A 16714-nucleotide genomic window follows, 5' to 3' on the forward strand; every position below is an offset into this window, starting at 1 on the left:
TGAAATGAGGTCTTTGAAAGTAGACATATTGAGACCACCCGCTTGCCATGTCTTTTTCAATGTCTCAATATGATGGTCGCAAAAACCCTTAATCTATTCGAGACCCCATGGCCAAAGTCGGATATGCCCGTGTCAGTTCAGTCGGACAATCTCTGGACGTGCAGCGGGAAAAGCTGAGCGAATGCGACAAGTTGTTTGAAGAAAAGCGTAGCGGCACCACCAACGCCCGTCCTCAGTTGAAGGAATGCCTGAGCTACGTTCGTGACGGCGACCAGCTGATCGTGACCCGCATCGACCGCCTCGCCCGATCCACGTTACACCTCTGCCAAATCGCGGAGACCCTGCGCGAGAAAGGGGTCGATCTTATCGTTCTCGATCAGAACATCGACACGTCAGACGCAACTGGTCGCCTGTTGTTCAACATGCTTGGAGCCATCGGCCAGTTCGAGACTGAAATTCGGGCCGAGCGGCAAATGGACGGGATTAAGAAGGCCAAAGACCGAGGTGTTCAGTTCGGCAAGCAGCCTGCGCTTACCGATGATCAGATCGTAGAACTGCGCGACAAACGCAAACAGGGCAATCTGATCAAAGACCTAATGGCTGAATACAGCCTCTCAAAGGCCACAATCTACCGTTATCTCAGTAAAAACCAAGCCTGAGTGCAATTACAGAAGCCCGATCCGGGCTTAACGCCCTATTCTGCACTCAGCCGGACTCGACCCCAACTTAGCGACCGCGAACGTCCGATTCGGTAACATTTACCGCGTGGCAGCGGTCGGCCTGCCGCAAACGCGAAGAGATGCTGCGTCAGCAATAGCCGCAGGTGCGCAAGGCCGATTTGTCCCGCAACTTACCTGTTCAAGCGCTGCGCAGCGAGGGTCCGCCGCTTTTACTCGTTCTTCGATCGTTCTGAATTTTGGCCACTTTCGCGCGTTCGGGCCATTTAGGCCAATTCGCCGCAACCTGAAGCTCTTTTCCGAGCGTGGGCTGGTGTGCGAAGTCACAGGGCAGGATCGCTACAGATTCTGGACCGTGGCGGTGTGAAGGAGGCGGTTCTGTTGGATTATCGCAAATTTAATCAGTGCAGTCATTGAGCGCTCTGAATCAATCCCGCTTCTGACGTGCATTGCCATTTTGAGATTGACTCAGGTCTAGTTTCGTATTTAGTTCGGTTATAGAACGAATTAAAGAGATGCTATGCCTGCCCAATCAAGAATCTCTCGCCGAATGTCTCAGAGCGCGGTTGTTCAAGCGATTGCGAATTATGGCCCCATCTCGCGTGCGAGCGTCGCCAAGCTCACGGGATTATCAAAGCAAACGATTTCAGAAATTGTCGGGAACCTTGAGGCGGATGGCTGGGTGCGCACAGTCGGCCAAACCGAAGGGCACGTTGGCCGCCGCGCTGTTGTTTACGAAATTGCCCCTGACGCAGCAACAGTCGCCAGCGTTGATCTAGGAGGTACCAAGGTGAGGACCGCGCTGTGTGATCTTACCGGACGTGTCCTGGCAGAGCGAGAAGAGCCGACCAATCAGACCGGTGGAATGAATGTGGTCGAACAAGTCAGCAGGATGGTGCGCGCAACGACATCGGATTCCGATTTTGGTGATTTGAAGTTTGTTGTCGTTGGTGTTCCCGGTGTTCCTGACGTGACAACGGGCGCGATCCGGATGGCCCCGAATATCTATGGAATAGATCAGATCGATCTTGCCAACGAACTCAATGCGCGACTTGGCGTTGAAGTTCTTGTCGAGAATGACGTGAACCTCGCTGCCCTGGGCGAGCACTGGATGGACGGCCGGGCAGACGAAGATGACCTCGTCTTTGTTTCAGTTGGAACAGGAATCGGTGCAGGCATCGTTGTAGACGGCAATCTGATGCGCGGCGCATCGGGCGCAGCCGGAGAGGTTGGGTTTCTCCCTTTTGGTGCGGACCCGTTCGAAGCAGAAAGCCTGCAAGTTGGCGCATTGGAGCGCGTGAGTGCAACCGATGCAATTATTGGTCAGTACCAAGCGCTATCGGGCAAGACGCTGAGTGTTCCAGATATTTTTGATGCCGCCAATAAAGGTGACAAGGAAGCAGAAAAGACGCTGGATAACGTAGCCTTGCAGATTGCGCGCGCTTCGGCCGCCATCATTGCGGTTCTCGATCCATCATTGATTGTCATGGGCGGCTCAATCGGTGCCAGGGAAGAACTGATGCAGCGCATTAGCAGGATTCTGGAACAATGTTTCCCGCGGAGCGTTTCCATTCAACCGTCGAAACTTGGCGCGCACGCAGCACTGGCGGGAGGCGCCTCTATTGCACTTTCCCATCTTCACATGTCGCTGTTCGCGGAAGGACAGAAAGGCGCTGAAATCCGCGTGCCGCCCCCGGCATTCGAAGCGTTCAAGGCTGGCGTGTCATGAGTGGGAAAAAGCTTCTGGAGAAATTGCTTTTGGCGCAAAACCCACAGTCGGATGTGGCATTGCTCCGCGATGCACTGGCGATTGAGAGCGTGACCGGTAGCGAAACTCTATTTGCCCGGTTTCTGGAAAGGCAAATGTCCACGCTCGGCCTCAACACCGGAACAAGGGCATTTGAGGGGGCGCGCGAAAATGTCTGGGGTGTTTTGCCTATGGACGGGCCAAGCCTGATGATCCTGGGTCATACGGACACTGTCCATGTGCGGGGATGGAAAGAACACTGGCAGGGTGATCCACGGAAAAACCCTTTCGGTGGTGTCGAAGTCAATGGTCAAATCTGGTCGCGCGGTGCCAGCGACCTCAAGGGCGGGATTTGCGCCGCCATTGCAGGATACCGCCTGCTGCAACATACCGGAGTTCAACCGTTCTGTGGACTGACCTTCGCGTTTATTGGTGATGAAGAAAGCGGCGAGCCCGGTAGCGGGGTCAGCGCTGGAGCCAAGGATTTGGTGCGCTGCATCGAAATGGGCATGATCCCCCGTCCGGACTTCGCCGTTTATGTCGAGCCAACCAACCTCGATATCTACACGGCCCAGATCGGGTTTTTCATTGCAGATATCACGATTACAGGGAAAACGGCCTATTTTGGCACCCCCGAACTTGGCGTTGATGCTTTGAAAGCAACGCACAAACTGCTTTCGCGGGTCTGGGAACATGAAGCCGAGCTCAATGCCGGGCCGCGTCATGATCTTGTGGGTACGTCTTCCATTCTGGTGACTGATATCAATGGTGGTGGATTTATTGCTGTACCGGGGGAATGCAAACTGTCCCTGATCCGCAAGCTTCGACCTGGCGAAGCGCTCGATGATGCCGTCAGTGCCTTCGAGGCAGTCTTGAACACCGAAGAACTGCCCAAAGGTGTTGATGTTGCGATCAACTATCCATCCGGTCGGGATCATCCCAAAGGTGGCTCCCCGGTGGAAAATGATCCTGATCTTGCTGCCGTGGACTTGCTGCAAAGCTGCATCCGGCAAACACGACCAAAGGCAGGTAAAATTGGCGGCGCACCTTATTGGTCAGAGATGCCGTTTCTAACGGATCAAATAGGGTGCCCAACTATCTATTGCGCACCCGGCGACATTGCTGTTGCGCATACTTTCGAAGAACGCATCGAGGTCGAAGAATATCTCGCTGCAGCAAGGGCCTTTGCCCTCTTTTTTGCGGGGTTTGGTGCATCGCACTCATCACAAAACAATCCAACCTGAGGGGGAACTAATGACCTATTTGAAATCTACATTGGCGGCATCAGCGCTCATTGCGCTGTCCACAGGTCTGAGCGCCGAGACAATCGGACCAGGGGGCGAAAGTGCCACACCATCCTCATCCGTCGTTGTGAGCGACGGCCACATCGCAGTCGTTCAGGCGGCTGATTACTCGGCGGCGCTTCTTTGGCATGACCAATCTGACTTTGTGAATGCTGTCACAGCAGGTGCCAGCGACGAATTCGAGCGTTTGGGCATCGAGGTCGTGGCCGTGACCAGTGCCGGATTTGATGCCGCAAAACAGCGCAGCGACATTGAAACGGTCCTCGCCAAATCACCGAACATAATCTTGTCACTTCCGTTGGACCCGGTAACTTCGGCCGCAGCTTTTGAAGAAGCCAGAGAGGCTGGCGTTGCTTTGTCGTTCCTTTCAAATCTTCCGGCAGACTATCAACATCCAGATGATTATGCAGCAATCGTGACCGACGACCTGTTCCAGATGGGCAAACAAGCAGCAGACGCCCTGGCTACTGCCATGGGCAACGAAGGCACTGTCGGCTGGATTTACCACGACGCGGCCTACTATGTGACTAACCAACGCGACAACGCGTTCAAAACGACTATCGAGAACGACTATCCGGATATTTCGATTGTGGCGGAACAGGGTATTTCTGACCCGGCTCGCGCCGAAGAGATTGCGAACGTAATGCTGCTAAAGAACCCTGACCTGGGCGGCGTCTATGTCACATGGGCGGGACCAGCAGAGGGCGTTCTCGCGGCTCTGCGTGCTAACGGTAACACCAGCACCAAGATCGTAACGCTCGATCTATCCGAGCCTATCGCACTGGACATGGTTCGGGGTGGGAATGTTGCGGCCATCGTGGCGGACGAAGCCTATGAACTGGGTCGTGCCATGGCAGCAAGCGCTGTGTTGGATCTTCTGGGCGAAAACGTGCCGCCCTTCATCGTCGCTCCTGCGCTGGCTGTAACCGCAGACAATGTTGTCGAAGGTTGGAAAAAGTCACTCAACATCGACGCACCAGCCAGCCTGTCGTCCAAATAGGAACCTCCCGGGTGGGTCGCCTTAAGGTGGCCCGCCGAAACCGAAAGAAGGGGGCGGGTGACGAGAACACCAATCGGCGCAGAGAACCAATCTTCCAAGTTATCTCGACAATACAAGGAATAGAACATGCTCAATACGCTAAAAACACTCGTGCTCTCGTCACTGATTGCAATACCGACGATCACGCTTGCAGACAACCGCCCCGAAACCAAGGGACCGAATGGCGAGGCCCCGACACCAGTCGCGGGGCTTGAACTTTCAGAAACAGATATCGCTAAAGTTGCCGAGGGCGGTTACACAGCTGCCTTGGTCTGGCACGAGCAATACGCTTGGTCGAACGCGGTTGCGAGTGGGGCGAAAGACGAATTCGCGCGGATGGGGATCGAGGTCATTGCCGAGACCAATGCCAGTTTTGACCCAGCTCGCCAAAAAGCCGATGTGGAGACGGTGATGGCAAACAACCCATCGATAATTGTCTCGCTGCCCATTGACCCCCCCACGGCGGCAAACGTCTATGGCATTGCGCGCGATGCCGGTGTCAAACTCGTATTCATTGACAACGCCGTGCAGGGCTTCACCCATGGAGAGGACTACGTCTCGGTCGTCTCCGCAGACCTCTTTCAGATCGGCAACAAGGCCGCGCATGCCTTGGCCAGCGCGATGGGCGAAGAAGGCACTGTGGGGTACATGTTCCATGACGCAGATTTCCCGGTGACAAACCAGCGTGACAATGCATTCAAGTGGACCATCGAGAACGAGTATCCCAATATGGAAATCGTTATCGAATCCGGCATGGCAGATCCGGCGAATGCCGAGGATATCGCCCGTGCAATGTTGTCCCGGAACCCCGATCTTGGTGGTATCTATACACCATGGGCAGAGCCCGCACTTGGCGTCTTGTCAGTGCTTCGTCAGCAGGGCAACGATGACACGAAAGTAATAACGATCGACCTCAATGAACCGGTGGCGCTCGATATGCTAAACGGTGGTAATACCGCTGGTATCATCGCAGACGAAGCTTACAGCATCGGTGTTTATGCGGCGCGTTCTGCTGCTGCAAGCCTTCTGGGCCGCGCAGTTGAGCCTTTCCTGGTCGTCGATGCCCTGGCCATCGGCACCGACAACGTTGTTGAAGGCTGGAACCAGTCCATGAACATGAATCCGCCGCAATCGGTGATCGACGCGGCTCAATAAGCCTCCTCTCTGGGTGGGCTACACGAGTGGCCCATCCAAACTAGATTTCGAACGGAACCGGTGATGACAAAAGCCATAAACACGATACGGTCCCTCGACCTGCAACGTAGTGTGATCTATTTCGGTTTTCTCGGGATTTTTCTGTTTTTTGCCATCACCCTGCATGATGATGGCTTTCTGACCAGCCGGAACTTAACGAATATCGTCCTGCAAACTGCGCCCGCAACGATTATGGCCATCGGGCTGGTCTTCGCATTGTCTGCAGGCGAGATTGACCTGAGTTTCGGTTCTGTAGTTGCAGTCGCGGCACTTTCTGCAGCGATTGCCATGCAAAACGGGCCTATTATCTATGGTGTCATGGCAGGCCTCGGAGCAGGTATAGTGATCGGCGCGTTCAACGGTGTGCTGGTGGCCTATCTCCGGCTACCTTCTTTTCTTGTCACACTCGCAACGATGGGACTATTCGCCGGTATCGCGCGAACAATGACCGATCTTCGATCAATCCCAGTTCTCAACGACACGTTCACTGGTATCTTCGGCTCTGGCAAACTGTTCGGTGTGCCGTCTCTGGTGATATGGACGATCGTCGCCGTAGCTATTGGCCATATAATTTACCGTAACACCCGCTTTGGCGCTCATGTTCTGGCTGTGGGTGACAATGCCCGCGCGGCGCAAGTATCCGGCATCAAAGTCCCGCATGTCCGACTGATGGTTCTGACTCTGTGCGGGGCAACAGCTGGTCTAGCCGGGCTGCTCTATGCGGGACGGCTTCAGGCCGCCAAGTACACTTTGGGCGAAAGCGATCTGATGACTGTGATCGCCGCTGTCATTGTTGGTGGCACCGCCTTGAACGGGGGCAAGGGCTCGATCATCGGTGCACTTTTGGGGTCCTTGATGATGGGCATGTTGAACAACGGGTTGATCCTCATGGGGCTTCAGGTCTCGGATCAGATGATCGTGCGAGGGCTGATTATTCTACTCGCTGTTGCGATCTCCCTCCGTGAAACTCGCCGTTAGCTTTTGGAAGGCTCCACATGTTTCTTGATCTCCTCATCCGCCGCAACCCGCAGTTCGTCGAAGCCGCAATATCCCTGCATCAGCAGGGCAAAATACCGGCAAACGCCTACGTCCTTGATCTGGACAAGGTGGAGCGCAATGCACGCACCTTTTCCCAAGCGGCATCTAAACTCGGACTGACCACATTTGCCATGACAAAACAGGTGGGACGGCATTCAGGCTTCTGTCAGGCCGTGATGCGCGGCGGCATCAACCGGTCTGTGGCCGTTGATATGCCATGCGCCGTGGCTTGCGACCGTGCTGGGCTCAAGATTGGGCATCTCGGACATCTCGTTCAGGTCCCTCGGCATGAAGCAGATTTCGCCGCAAGCAATCTCAGGCCTGATTTCTGGACCGTCTTCTCTGATACCAAGGCGCAAGAGGCCGCGTCTGCTGCCGAAAGAGCGGGGCGCGAACAATCGCTGATGGCTCGCATCCAGACAGAGGGCGACACTTTTTACCGAGGCCACGAAGGTGGTTTTGAGGCCAGCGACATTGTCGATGTGGCAGACAGACTCGAAGGCCTGACGGGAGGTCGATTTGCCGGGATCACAACATTTCCGGCACTGTTGTTCGATCAGGACACTCGGAAGGTCCGGCCCACCCCCAATCTGGTTACACTAAACAAGGCGGCGGAAGCGTTGGCGCAAGCCGGGCGTTCGGAAATTGAGATCAATGCCCCCGGAACAACCTCATCCGCCGTTCTGTCTGCGCTTGCAGAAGCCGGAGCGACACAGGTCGAACCCGGTAACGGGCTTCACGGCACCACCCCACTGCACGCCGTCGAAGACCTGCCAGAAGACCCAGCGGTGCTGTACTTGTCTGAGGTGTCACACCATCATGGTGGCAAGGCCTACTGTTTCGGCGGAGGTCTCTACATCGACCCGGTATTTCCGAAGTATCAGGTGCAGGCCTTGGTCAGTAGTATCCCAACCGTGCAGCGTTCTGCGCGTCGCAACGTGGAAATCCCGGATTACTCGGCCATTGACTATTACGCCATGATCGACGCAGAGGGCGAAACTGCACCAGTTCCCGGTGATACTGTCGTATTCGGATTCCGCGGCCAGGCTTTTGTCACCCGCGCGATGGTTGTGGGCATCCGTGGTGTGGAAGATGGAAATCCGCAAGTCACAACTATCGAAAACGGGTTTGGCGATCAGGTGAATTGGCCGGGGGCGTTCGCTCAATGACACCAACCCTCTCGCTCAAAGACATTCGCAAGTCTTTTGGTGGTGTGACCGCCATCCAGAACTTTTCACTAGACCTCTATCCTGGCGAGATCGTCGCGCTTGTTGGGGACAACGGTGCGGGCAAGTCGACCCTTATCAAAATCGTCTCTGGTGTGCATCGGCCCACCAGTGGGGACATCGCCTTGGACGGCACGTCTGTCAGTTTTTCGGATGCGAGTGCAGCGCGCAGCCACGGGATCGAAGTCGTCTATCAAGACCTGGCACTCGCCGATGAGCAGCCAGTCTATATGAACATGTTTCTGGGCCGCGAACTGACGCGAAAGCCCTTCGGGTTGCTCGACAACACGCGGATGCGAACTGAAACGCAAAGCCTTGTTGATCAGCTCGATGTGCGCATCCCTTCTGCAACTTCCACGATCCGCGATCTTAGCGGCGGACAGCGGCAAGGGATTGCAATCGCGCGGGCAACCCATTGGGCCAGCAAGCTGATCCTCCTTGATGAACCCACTGCCGCCCTTGGTGTTGCTGAGACGGCAAAAGTTGAAGAACTTGTTGCTTCACTCAAGGAACGAAACCTTGCCATCCTGATCATCAGCCATAGCCTGGACCAAGTGTTTCGCCTCTCGGACCGCATCTGTGTTTTGCGACGAGGGGAACAGGTTGGCGTCAGAAAAACCGCAGAGACTGACAAGAACGAGATCATCGCCATGATCACAGGAGTCCATGATCAATGAAGGGATCTGAAGGTGTAGACGCCCCCGCTGGCCTCGATGTGCCATTCTGCCTATGGTGACAGGAACGCAGCCAGGCGAGTCAAAGCGGTATCCAATGTCTCTTTCTTGCGCGCGAAACACAGCCGCACCAAACCTTCACCACCTGCTCCGAACGCTGCCCCTGGCGCAAATCCTACACGCGCACTTCGCGCGACCTTTTTACAAAACGCAGTGCTATCAGAGGTTTGTGGGGCAGTGAACATCGTATAGAATCCGCCCATGCTGGGAATGACGCTAACCTCTGGCAAGGTGACAAGCCGTTCTTCCACGTAGGACTTTGCCTCAATACAATGAGCGCGCATTTCCGCTACCAATGCATCGCCGTGATCCAGTGCCTGCACACCGGCCATCTGAACAAATCCAGGCGACCCAGAGATAGTAAACTGCGATAACTTCTCGAAGGAATCATGAAAATCCAAAGGATATATCATCCATCCCAAACGCCACCCGGTCATCGACCAAGCTTTGGAGAAGGAATTGACCACGAACAACGCGTCGTCTGGTTCGGCAAATGATAGCAGAGTGCTACCCATCTCGCTGTCGAAGCTGAGCCGTTGATAGACTTCGTCGGATAAAACGGCAGCCCCGGTCTTGCGCGAAAGCTCAAGAAGTTCTCTTGCCTGTTTTTCACCAATAGTCCATCCGGTGGGGTTTGAGGGTGACGCCAGATAAATGAGCTTGGTCTTCGCATCTATCTGCGCATTCAGTTTGGCCATGTCCAATTCAAACGCGCCATCCTGCATATCCAACGGAACTTCTCGAATTTCGCCGCCAACAAGACGAATTGCGCGATCAACGTTTGGCCAGCACGGAGTGATCAAGATTGCGTTGTCACCTGCGTCCATCGCGGCTCGTGCGATCATGGACACCGCATGCATACCTGAATTGGTTACACTCACACTTCGGTCCTCAACGGACACTCCATAAATGCGCTGATAATACCGCCGGATACTCTCGCGCAATTCGGGGATACCTCGGTTGGGCGTGTAAAAAGTTCTGCCAGACTGCAGGGCTGCTGATGCTGCGTTGGATATCATTCCGTCGGTTGCAAAGCAGCTTTCACCCAGCCAAAGCGGAATGATATCTTCAACTTCCTGTCCGATCCGCAAAACATCGATGATCGGGGAATCCTCGAGTGTACTGACAATCGAAGACGGTGACACGTGTCTTGTCATGTTAAAGCCTTTCAGAAAACTCCGGGGAACGCACCGCCATCAAGCAACACATTCTGTCCGTTTATGTGATTGGAGGCACACAGGAAGGCACATGTCCGCCCAAATTCCATTGGTTGACCAAACGCGCGCGTTGGAATGGAATCCAGCCATTCCTGACGTACATCTGCCAGTTTCCGGTTCTGCATTTCCGCCTGCGCATTCAGAACGTTGGACAGACGGTCTGTCTCGAACGGCCCTGGCAAAAGGTTGTTGATAGTGACGTTGTTTCTGGCAACCTCCCGAGCCAGACCGGCGATGAATCCGGTAAGACCTGCACGCGCGCCGTTGCTCAATCCCAGCACGGGAATCGGTGCTTTTACTGCAGAAGATGTAATGTTGATGATGCGGCCAAAACGACGCTCAATCATTCCTGGCAGTGCCCGCTTGATTAGTGCAATCGGGCTGATCATGTTGGCCTGCAGTGCTTTTTGCCAGTCCTCGTCATCCCAATCGGTATATTGACCTGGTGGAGGACCATCGCAATTCGTTATCAATATATCCGGGTTTGACATTTTATCGAAAATTGCGGCTTGCCCCTCCTTCGAAGTTACATCCGCCGAAATCCACTCAGTCCCAACACCGCTTTCTTTTTCAATTGAAGACGCCGTTGATTTTAAACGCTCAGTGTTCCGGGCAACGATCAGAACCTGCGCCCCTTCACCTGCCAGAGCTTGAGCACATGCCAAGCCCAGGCCACGACTCGCCCCACAGACAATTGCTTTTTTGCCAGTCAATCCAAGATCCATGATGTTCTACCTGAATTCGATTTCCACCGCCCCGAATTGAGAGAACGCTGCACGCACAGTGTCCCCCTTGGTGATTGCGTATTGTTTGGTGAAAGAGCCCGACATAACCAGATCGCCTGGTTTTAGGACGTGACCATACTGACCCAGTTTTTCCGCAAGCCAGACGATAGAGTTTACAGGGGAACCAAGCACTTCGGCCCCAAGAGCGCATTCCTGCGAGATATCATTGACCGAGACTTCGACCTCAATCGCGGCCAAGTCAGTTTCGGCCGTCAACGGCAGGAACTCCCCGGTTGCAAATGCGCGTTGTTGCGCGTTTCCAGCGAAAGCCAGCGGAAGATCAGCGGCGAATACACCGCGTTTTTCCACCACTTCGATCGCCGGAGCCACGGCCTCTATCCCGGCTAACGCCTCATCGAAACTCAGCCTACCGGACATTTCACGCCCGATCCGCAGACAAAGCTCATTCTCAAAGCCCGGCGACATCAAGGCGTTAAAGTCCAGCGAACACGGGCTGCCGAGCTGCCCCTCATTCATCAGGTGGCCCAGACAGGGTTCCGGCACGCCTTGCTGTTCTTGCATCGCCTTGGATGTCAGGCCCACTTTCCAGCCCGCGTGGCATTCGCCTGCTGCAACTCTCTGCTTTAGCAATTCAAATTGCACATCATAGGACTGATCCAGGTTAAACTGTCTGGACAGGCTATCCGGAAACATCGTGTTATCGACCAGTGCCTTGTAGATTTGGCTGGCAGCGTCTTCGACTCTCATAATAAATACCTTTCCTCGGTCACTGTCGCATCAATGCGAAATAATCTGGTCCAGGAATTTTCGCGTCCTGTTGTGTTCGGGATTGGCAAAGAATGTTTCAGGTTCACCTGCTTCGACGATCTCGCCCTCGTCCATAAACACAATCCGATCTGCGACTGAACGGGCAAATCCCATCTCATGGGTCACGCAAATCATGGTCATTCCTTCACGGGCAAGTTCGGTCATTACTTCCAGAACCTCGCTGATCATCTCGGGATCCAGGGCCGAGGTCGGCTCATCAAACAGCATCACCTTCGGGTTCATGCACAAGGCGCGGGCGATGGCCACACGCTGTTGCTGCCCACCCGATAATTGTCCGGGAAACTTGTCAGCCTGTGCCGAAATCCCGACGCGTTCCAGCAATTTCATTCCTGTGTCTCGCGCCTCAGCCTTAGTTTTCTTGCGCACCATACGCTGAGCCATCATCAGGTTTTCGATGACTTTCATATGCGGAAACAGGTTGAAGGATTGGAACACCATGCCAACTTCTTGACGGATCAGGTTTCCGGTTTTCTCATCCGTGGTCATCATGTGGCCATTGACCGTGATGTCGCCTTCGTCGTGCTGTTCAAGCCCGTTTACACAGCGGATCATTGTTGACTTGCCAGAACCGGACGGGCCGCACACCACGATTTTCTGGCCCTCTTCCACATCCAGATTGATGTTTCTCAAAGCGTGATATGTGCCGAAATATTTGTGAACACTTTTCAAAGAGATAATCGGGGGTTTACTTGGCATGTTTTGTTCCTTCGGGTTCAGTTCGCGTACCGGCTGATCCGACGCTCAAGATGACGCACGCCGTTCTGGATGACCCAGGCCAAAACAAGGTAGATAATGGCTGCGGACAGGAAGATTTCGTAAGGGGCAAAGGTTTCAGCCACGATTTTGCGGGCCACGCCAGTCACATCGAAAATTGTGACCGTGCTGGCCAAAGCGGTCGCTTTCAGCACACTGATCATTTCGTTGCTATACGCTGGCAGGCTGAGTTTAAATGCAATCGGGGCCGTTACTTTGCGGAATGTCTGCGTGTAAGTCATTCCCAACGCTTTGGAGGCTTCAACCAGCCCTGAGTTCACGCCCAGAATACCACCCCGGAAAATCTCGGCCGTGTAGGCGGCGACGTTGAGGGTTAGGGCAAACCATGCGCAAAAGAACGGTTCCCGGAAGAACGTCCACAACGGACCCGTCCGAATAAACTCAAGCTGCGGAAGCCCATAATAGATGATGAACAGCTGAACCAGAATAGGGGTGCCCCGGAAGAAGTAGATATAACCCATGACTGGCCAGGACAGGTATTTTTTCGACGAGATACGCATCAGTACCAAGGCAATGGCAAGTGTCGTCCCGCAGGTCAGAGCCAACACATAAAGTCTGAGGGTAATCCAAAGCCCGTCCATCAAACGGGGCAGACTGTCGATAATCAAGGATCCATCAAAGGTCATCTCGCAGCCTCCAGATGGCGGTATGCGTATTTCTCAATGCACTTCATTGTCACGACAATGACCGTCGACAGAGCGAGGAAGATGAATGCCACCGTAAGATACATTGTGAACGGTTTGTGGTTTACCGTCGTGGCCTGCTGCGCAGTAAAAAGTATCCCCTGTACACCGATCACAGACACAAGGGCCGTGTCCTTCAGCAGCGACAAAAGGTGGTTCCCAAATCCCGGAAGGGCCAAACGCCACATCATCGGCAGCCTTAGCCTCCAGAAGACCTGAAAGCGGGTCAAACCCAATGCTTTTGCCGCCTCGACCAGTCCTTTGTCGATACCCAGAAAAGCGCCGCGAAAAGTTTCAGTGGCATAGGCTCCGATAACAAGGCTGATCGCGAACGCACCCGCCCAGAATGGGGGAATGTCCATAAACCGAATTTCGGGGTCCCAGGACCGTGCAATGTTCGTCAGCGTCACCGCCGAGCCAAAATAGACGATCAACAACAACAGAAACTCGGGAATGCCGCGACACAAGACTGTAAATCCATTGGCAATGCCCCGCGCAATGCGGCTGTTGGATAGTTTGGCGGTGGCACCAAGCAAACCCCAAACAATCACCATCAGCAGCGACACGAAAAAGAGCTGAATAATCACCATGGCGCCGGCAAGGAACTCATCCGACCAGTTTATTATTTCTTGCATGGTATGCTTCCCAGAAATCCAGACGAGTATGCAGACAGTTACCTTCTACCATTCCTCGCGATTTATACATTCTGCGCGGCAATAAAACCGCGCAGAACAGCGCTATCCGAATGGGGAGTCACTCCGGATAGATCGTGAAGGGGAAATAGCGCAGGCTGAATTCATCCAGTGTGCCATCTTCACGCATCGCGACCAGCGCCTCGTCAAGCCGGGCTTGAAGGTCTTCATTTCCCTTGCGCAGCGCGATGCCTGCACCCGTACCAAAGTAATCTTGCTCATTGATAGCCGGGCTAACAAATTCGTAACCTTCAATGCCATCGGCGGCCAGAAAGCTAAGATGTGCTTTCATTGGATTCGTAAAGATCAGGTCCACACGACCATTCTGAAGGTCCAGATACATGGAATCCGGGCTGTCATAGCCAAGGATCTCTACTTTTGGCAGAAACGCATCGGTCCAGCGGTCATAGACAGAAGACCGCGGCAAGCCCAGGCGCAGACCTTCGAATGCTTCGACAATTGGCGTACCATCTTCATTGAACAGATTGTGGTTGGCATCAGTTCGGCCAATGATCCGGCCTTCGGAAATTCTATAAGGTACTGAAAAGTCGAGTTTCTTCTGACGATCCGGTGTGATCGACATCGAAGCGACGATCAGATCGAATTTCTCAGACAAGATTGCGGGGATTAACCCATCCCAGGCCTGACAAACAAACTCAATCTCGGCACCGATACGCTTGACGACTTCGTTGGCGACATCAACGTCATACCCTGAAAGGTTGCCATCTGAATCCTTGAAGTTGAAAGGGAAATAGGTGCAGGTCGTTCCCACACGAATGGTCTCGGCTCGCGCGGCGGGCGCAATCAAGATGGCCAGGCTCATACCCGCGGCCAGGGCTATTCCAAAGATGCTTTTCATTGTTACCTCCACTTGTTTTATTTGGTTTCGTTTACTGTCAGGGCCGACCAATTGGCCGGATTTCACGGATTTAGAAATTGCAGCACTTTTTCATGCAAAGCCGCATCACCGGTCGCCACGACACCGTCTGCGCGGTGCGTCATGTCTGGTACCAATCTGAACGGGCGGCCACGCCAATCAGTGATCTTGCCACCAGCGCCCTCGACGACCGGTACGAGTGCGCAAAAATCAAATGTGGCCAGATTGGCGCCTTCCAGGCAGATATCCATCAGCCCACGGGACAGGGAACCAAAAGCCGAGCAACCTGCGCCGTAAACCGTCCAGTCACACTGTTCACGTAACCTTTCAAAGCCAGATCGGGGGGCGGGCCCACGGAAGAATTCGCCACCACTAGCGGAAAGCACGCAATCGGATAGCCGCATGTCTTTTCTCGATGATACAGGAACTCCGTTAAAGGACGTCACCTCTCCGGCGACACCAACATATCGCCAACCGGATACTGGCAACTCTATTACCCCAATTACAGGCTTTTGCCTGTGACAGAGCGCAATCAAGCTGCCAAAGGTGGATGTCCCGGTTGCAAACGATTTGGTGCCATCTATCGGATCAACAACCCAAACCAGATCCCGGTCAAGATTAGTGCACCCAGTTTCCTCGCCCAGGATTCCGTGATCCGGGTAGGTCTCGCGGATCGCGCGCAACAATTCAGCCTCGACAGCTTCGTCCGCGGCTGTAACAGGTGATCCATCCCCCTTGTTCTGGAAGGCGGGAATATTCTGGAATTCATGATGCGCAATTGACCGGCTTAGATCAGCTAAATGTTGCGCAAACTCCGCAAACTCATTTAGGTCGCTTTGTATTGCGGTTGTCACGCCCACCTGACCAACTCCAAGTTTGTCGTCATTGGTCAGATTGTGGGCAAAAGGGCAAAACTCAGCAAATTATTAATCCATCAAAAAATTGATTTAACCGCACCCGCTGCAGAATTTTTACTGTTCATACCATATTTTCAATACTTTAGCACGTTCTTGAAGGTTTTGCAGCTCATCAACCAACCAAGTTTTGAAGCTCATGAGTTTTGGCCAATCGCTGATCGACTTGCGACTGACCAAATAATATCCCCACTTCAGGCGCGATGTGACACCGAAGGGCGCAACCAGATTCCCGCGTTCAATTTCGTCGAGGCATAGAAATGTCCGGCCTATGGCAAGACCTTGCCCGGAAATAGCGGCCTGTAACGCAAGATCCGTTCGATCAAATATTAGATGCTGTCCGCACCGGTTTGTGGATTGGATGTCAAGTTCGGGGAACTGGTCCTGCCAGTTGCAACCGCTGCCATCTTCAAGCGCCATCCTGTCATCCAGCAGAGGTGCAACCTTGACCGCTTCCGACAATGGCCTTTCGCGCAATTCATGTGCTAACTCTGGCGAACAAACCGGAAAGACTGCTTCATAAGTCAGAAACTCAGAATGCAGCCCCGTTAGCGCCGACTTTGCGATGCGCAGGGAAACATCCGCATCAGCACCCAGCGGTTCGGTTTGATTGTCCTGAATCGTCACGTTGACGGTTATATCCGGGTTCTTCTTGTGAAACCCGCCCAGATGCGGGATCAACCATTTGGAGGCTATGGAACTGAGAACTTCCACAGTCAAAACACCTTCATTTTGCAACTTCTGGACTTCAGCAAGCGCGACCTCAAGTTCATTGATGGCGCTTCTGGACGATTGAACCAGCATCTTGCCTTCTTTCGACAAAATGACCGAGCGGGTGGTGCGCTCTACAAGGCGTACTTTGAGGTCGCGTTCCAGCCTTACGATCTTCATACTGACTGCAGATTGAGAAACACCCAACTCATGTGCTGCGGCAGTAAAACTGCCGTGCCGGTCTATCGCTTCTAATGCCAGCAGAGTTCCAATGTGTTTTGCTATCATGATATCGTCATTTTGACCTACTCAT

17 protein-coding genes are annotated in these 16714 nt (G+C 53.8%); 8 read left to right on the forward strand and 9 right to left on the reverse strand.

Annotation, left to right across the window (positions count from 1 at the left end):
• The first annotated feature begins 107 nt into the window (after positions 1 to 107).
• The 8 genes from M3P21_RS19250 to M3P21_RS19285 all read left to right on the forward strand — a co-directional run bounded on the left by M3P21_RS19250 (position 108) and on the right by M3P21_RS19285 (position 8902).
• Positions 108 to 659: a recombinase family protein gene (locus M3P21_RS19250; RefSeq protein WP_249712682.1), complete on the forward strand. Its 552-nt coding sequence runs from the start codon at positions 108 to 110 to the stop codon at positions 657 to 659.
• Positions 660 to 1227: 568 nt separating this feature from the next.
• On the forward strand, positions 1228 to 2406 hold the full coding sequence (locus M3P21_RS19255; RefSeq protein ID WP_249712684.1) for an ROK family transcriptional regulator: 1179 nt from the start codon (positions 1228 to 1230) through the stop codon (positions 2404 to 2406).
• Positions 2403 to 3668, forward strand: a complete 1266-nt coding sequence (locus M3P21_RS19260; protein ID WP_249712686.1) for a M20 family metallopeptidase — start codon at positions 2403 to 2405, stop codon at positions 3666 to 3668. The genes M3P21_RS19255 and M3P21_RS19260 overlap by 4 nt, the downstream gene beginning before the upstream one ends.
• A 10-nt stretch (positions 3669 to 3678) precedes the next feature.
• Positions 3679 to 4728, forward strand: a complete 1050-nt coding sequence (locus tag M3P21_RS19265) for a substrate-binding domain-containing protein (protein ID WP_249712689.1) — start codon at positions 3679 to 3681, stop codon at positions 4726 to 4728.
• Positions 4729 to 4854: 126 nt separating this feature from the next.
• Entirely contained in the window at positions 4855 to 5922 is a 1068-nt protein-coding gene (locus M3P21_RS19270) for a substrate-binding domain-containing protein (RefSeq protein WP_249712691.1), read from the forward strand.
• 63 nt (positions 5923 to 5985) lie between these two features.
• Positions 5986 to 6939: an ABC transporter permease gene (locus M3P21_RS19275; protein WP_249712693.1), complete on the forward strand. Its 954-nt coding sequence runs from the start codon at positions 5986 to 5988 to the stop codon at positions 6937 to 6939.
• Between the two features lie 17 nt (positions 6940 to 6956).
• Positions 6957 to 8168 carry an alanine racemase gene (locus M3P21_RS19280; RefSeq protein WP_249712695.1) on the forward strand — a complete coding sequence of 404 codons (1212 nt, stop codon included), beginning with the start codon at positions 6957 to 6959 and terminating at the stop codon, positions 8166 to 8168.
• Positions 8165 to 8902: an ATP-binding cassette domain-containing protein gene (locus M3P21_RS19285; protein ID WP_249712696.1), complete on the forward strand. Its 738-nt coding sequence runs from the start codon at positions 8165 to 8167 to the stop codon at positions 8900 to 8902. The genes M3P21_RS19280 and M3P21_RS19285 overlap by 4 nt, the downstream gene beginning before the upstream one ends.
• Before the next feature lie 50 nt (positions 8903 to 8952).
• On the opposite strand, the gene M3P21_RS19290 is transcribed toward M3P21_RS19285, so the two are convergent.
• The 9 genes from M3P21_RS19290 to M3P21_RS19330 all read right to left on the reverse strand — a co-directional run bounded on the left by M3P21_RS19290 (position 8953) and on the right by M3P21_RS19330 (position 16689).
• Complete coding sequence (locus tag M3P21_RS19290) at positions 8953 to 10116, reverse strand: aminotransferase class I/II-fold pyridoxal phosphate-dependent enzyme (protein WP_249712698.1); 1164 nt, start codon at positions 10114 to 10116, stop codon at positions 8953 to 8955.
• Between the two features lie 11 nt (positions 10117 to 10127).
• Positions 10128 to 10901, reverse strand: coding sequence for an SDR family oxidoreductase (locus M3P21_RS19295; RefSeq protein ID WP_249712700.1), 774 nt, complete (start codon positions 10899 to 10901; stop codon positions 10128 to 10130).
• 6 nt (positions 10902 to 10907) lie between these two features.
• The gene (locus tag M3P21_RS19300; protein ID WP_249712701.1) at positions 10908 to 11669 is read right to left on the reverse strand and encodes a 2-keto-4-pentenoate hydratase; all 762 of its coding nucleotides are present in this window, start codon (positions 11667 to 11669) and stop codon (positions 10908 to 10910) included.
• A gap of 30 nt (positions 11670 to 11699) precedes the next feature.
• Positions 11700 to 12446 carry an amino acid ABC transporter ATP-binding protein gene (locus M3P21_RS19305; protein WP_283781060.1) on the reverse strand — a complete coding sequence of 249 codons (747 nt, stop codon included), beginning with the start codon at positions 12444 to 12446 and terminating at the stop codon, positions 11700 to 11702.
• A 17-nt stretch (positions 12447 to 12463) separates the two neighbouring features.
• Entirely contained in the window at positions 12464 to 13150 is a 687-nt protein-coding gene (locus tag M3P21_RS19310) for an ABC transporter permease (protein ID WP_249712703.1), read from the reverse strand.
• Entirely contained in the window at positions 13147 to 13842 is a 696-nt protein-coding gene (locus M3P21_RS19315; protein ID WP_249712705.1) for an ABC transporter permease, read from the reverse strand. Before M3P21_RS19315 ends, M3P21_RS19310 begins: the two co-directional genes overlap by 4 nt.
• A gap of 118 nt (positions 13843 to 13960) precedes the next feature.
• Positions 13961 to 14758 (reverse strand): transporter substrate-binding domain-containing protein, encoded by a 798-nt coding sequence (locus M3P21_RS19320; protein WP_249712707.1) that lies wholly within the window; start codon positions 14756 to 14758, stop codon positions 13961 to 13963.
• A gap of 62 nt (positions 14759 to 14820) precedes the next feature.
• A complete protein-coding gene (locus tag M3P21_RS19325; protein ID WP_249712709.1) occupies positions 14821 to 15636 on the reverse strand; it encodes an inositol monophosphatase family protein in 816 nt (271 codons plus the stop codon).
• A 111-nt stretch (positions 15637 to 15747) separates the two neighbouring features.
• A complete protein-coding gene (locus M3P21_RS19330; RefSeq protein ID WP_249712711.1) occupies positions 15748 to 16689 on the reverse strand; it encodes a LysR substrate-binding domain-containing protein in 942 nt (313 codons plus the stop codon).
• Positions 16690 to 16714: the final 25 nt, after the last annotated feature.

Source organism: Ruegeria spongiae, from assembly GCF_023502395.1.
Classification (GTDB): Bacteria; Pseudomonadota; Alphaproteobacteria; order Rhodobacterales; family Rhodobacteraceae; genus Ruegeria_C; species Ruegeria_C spongiae.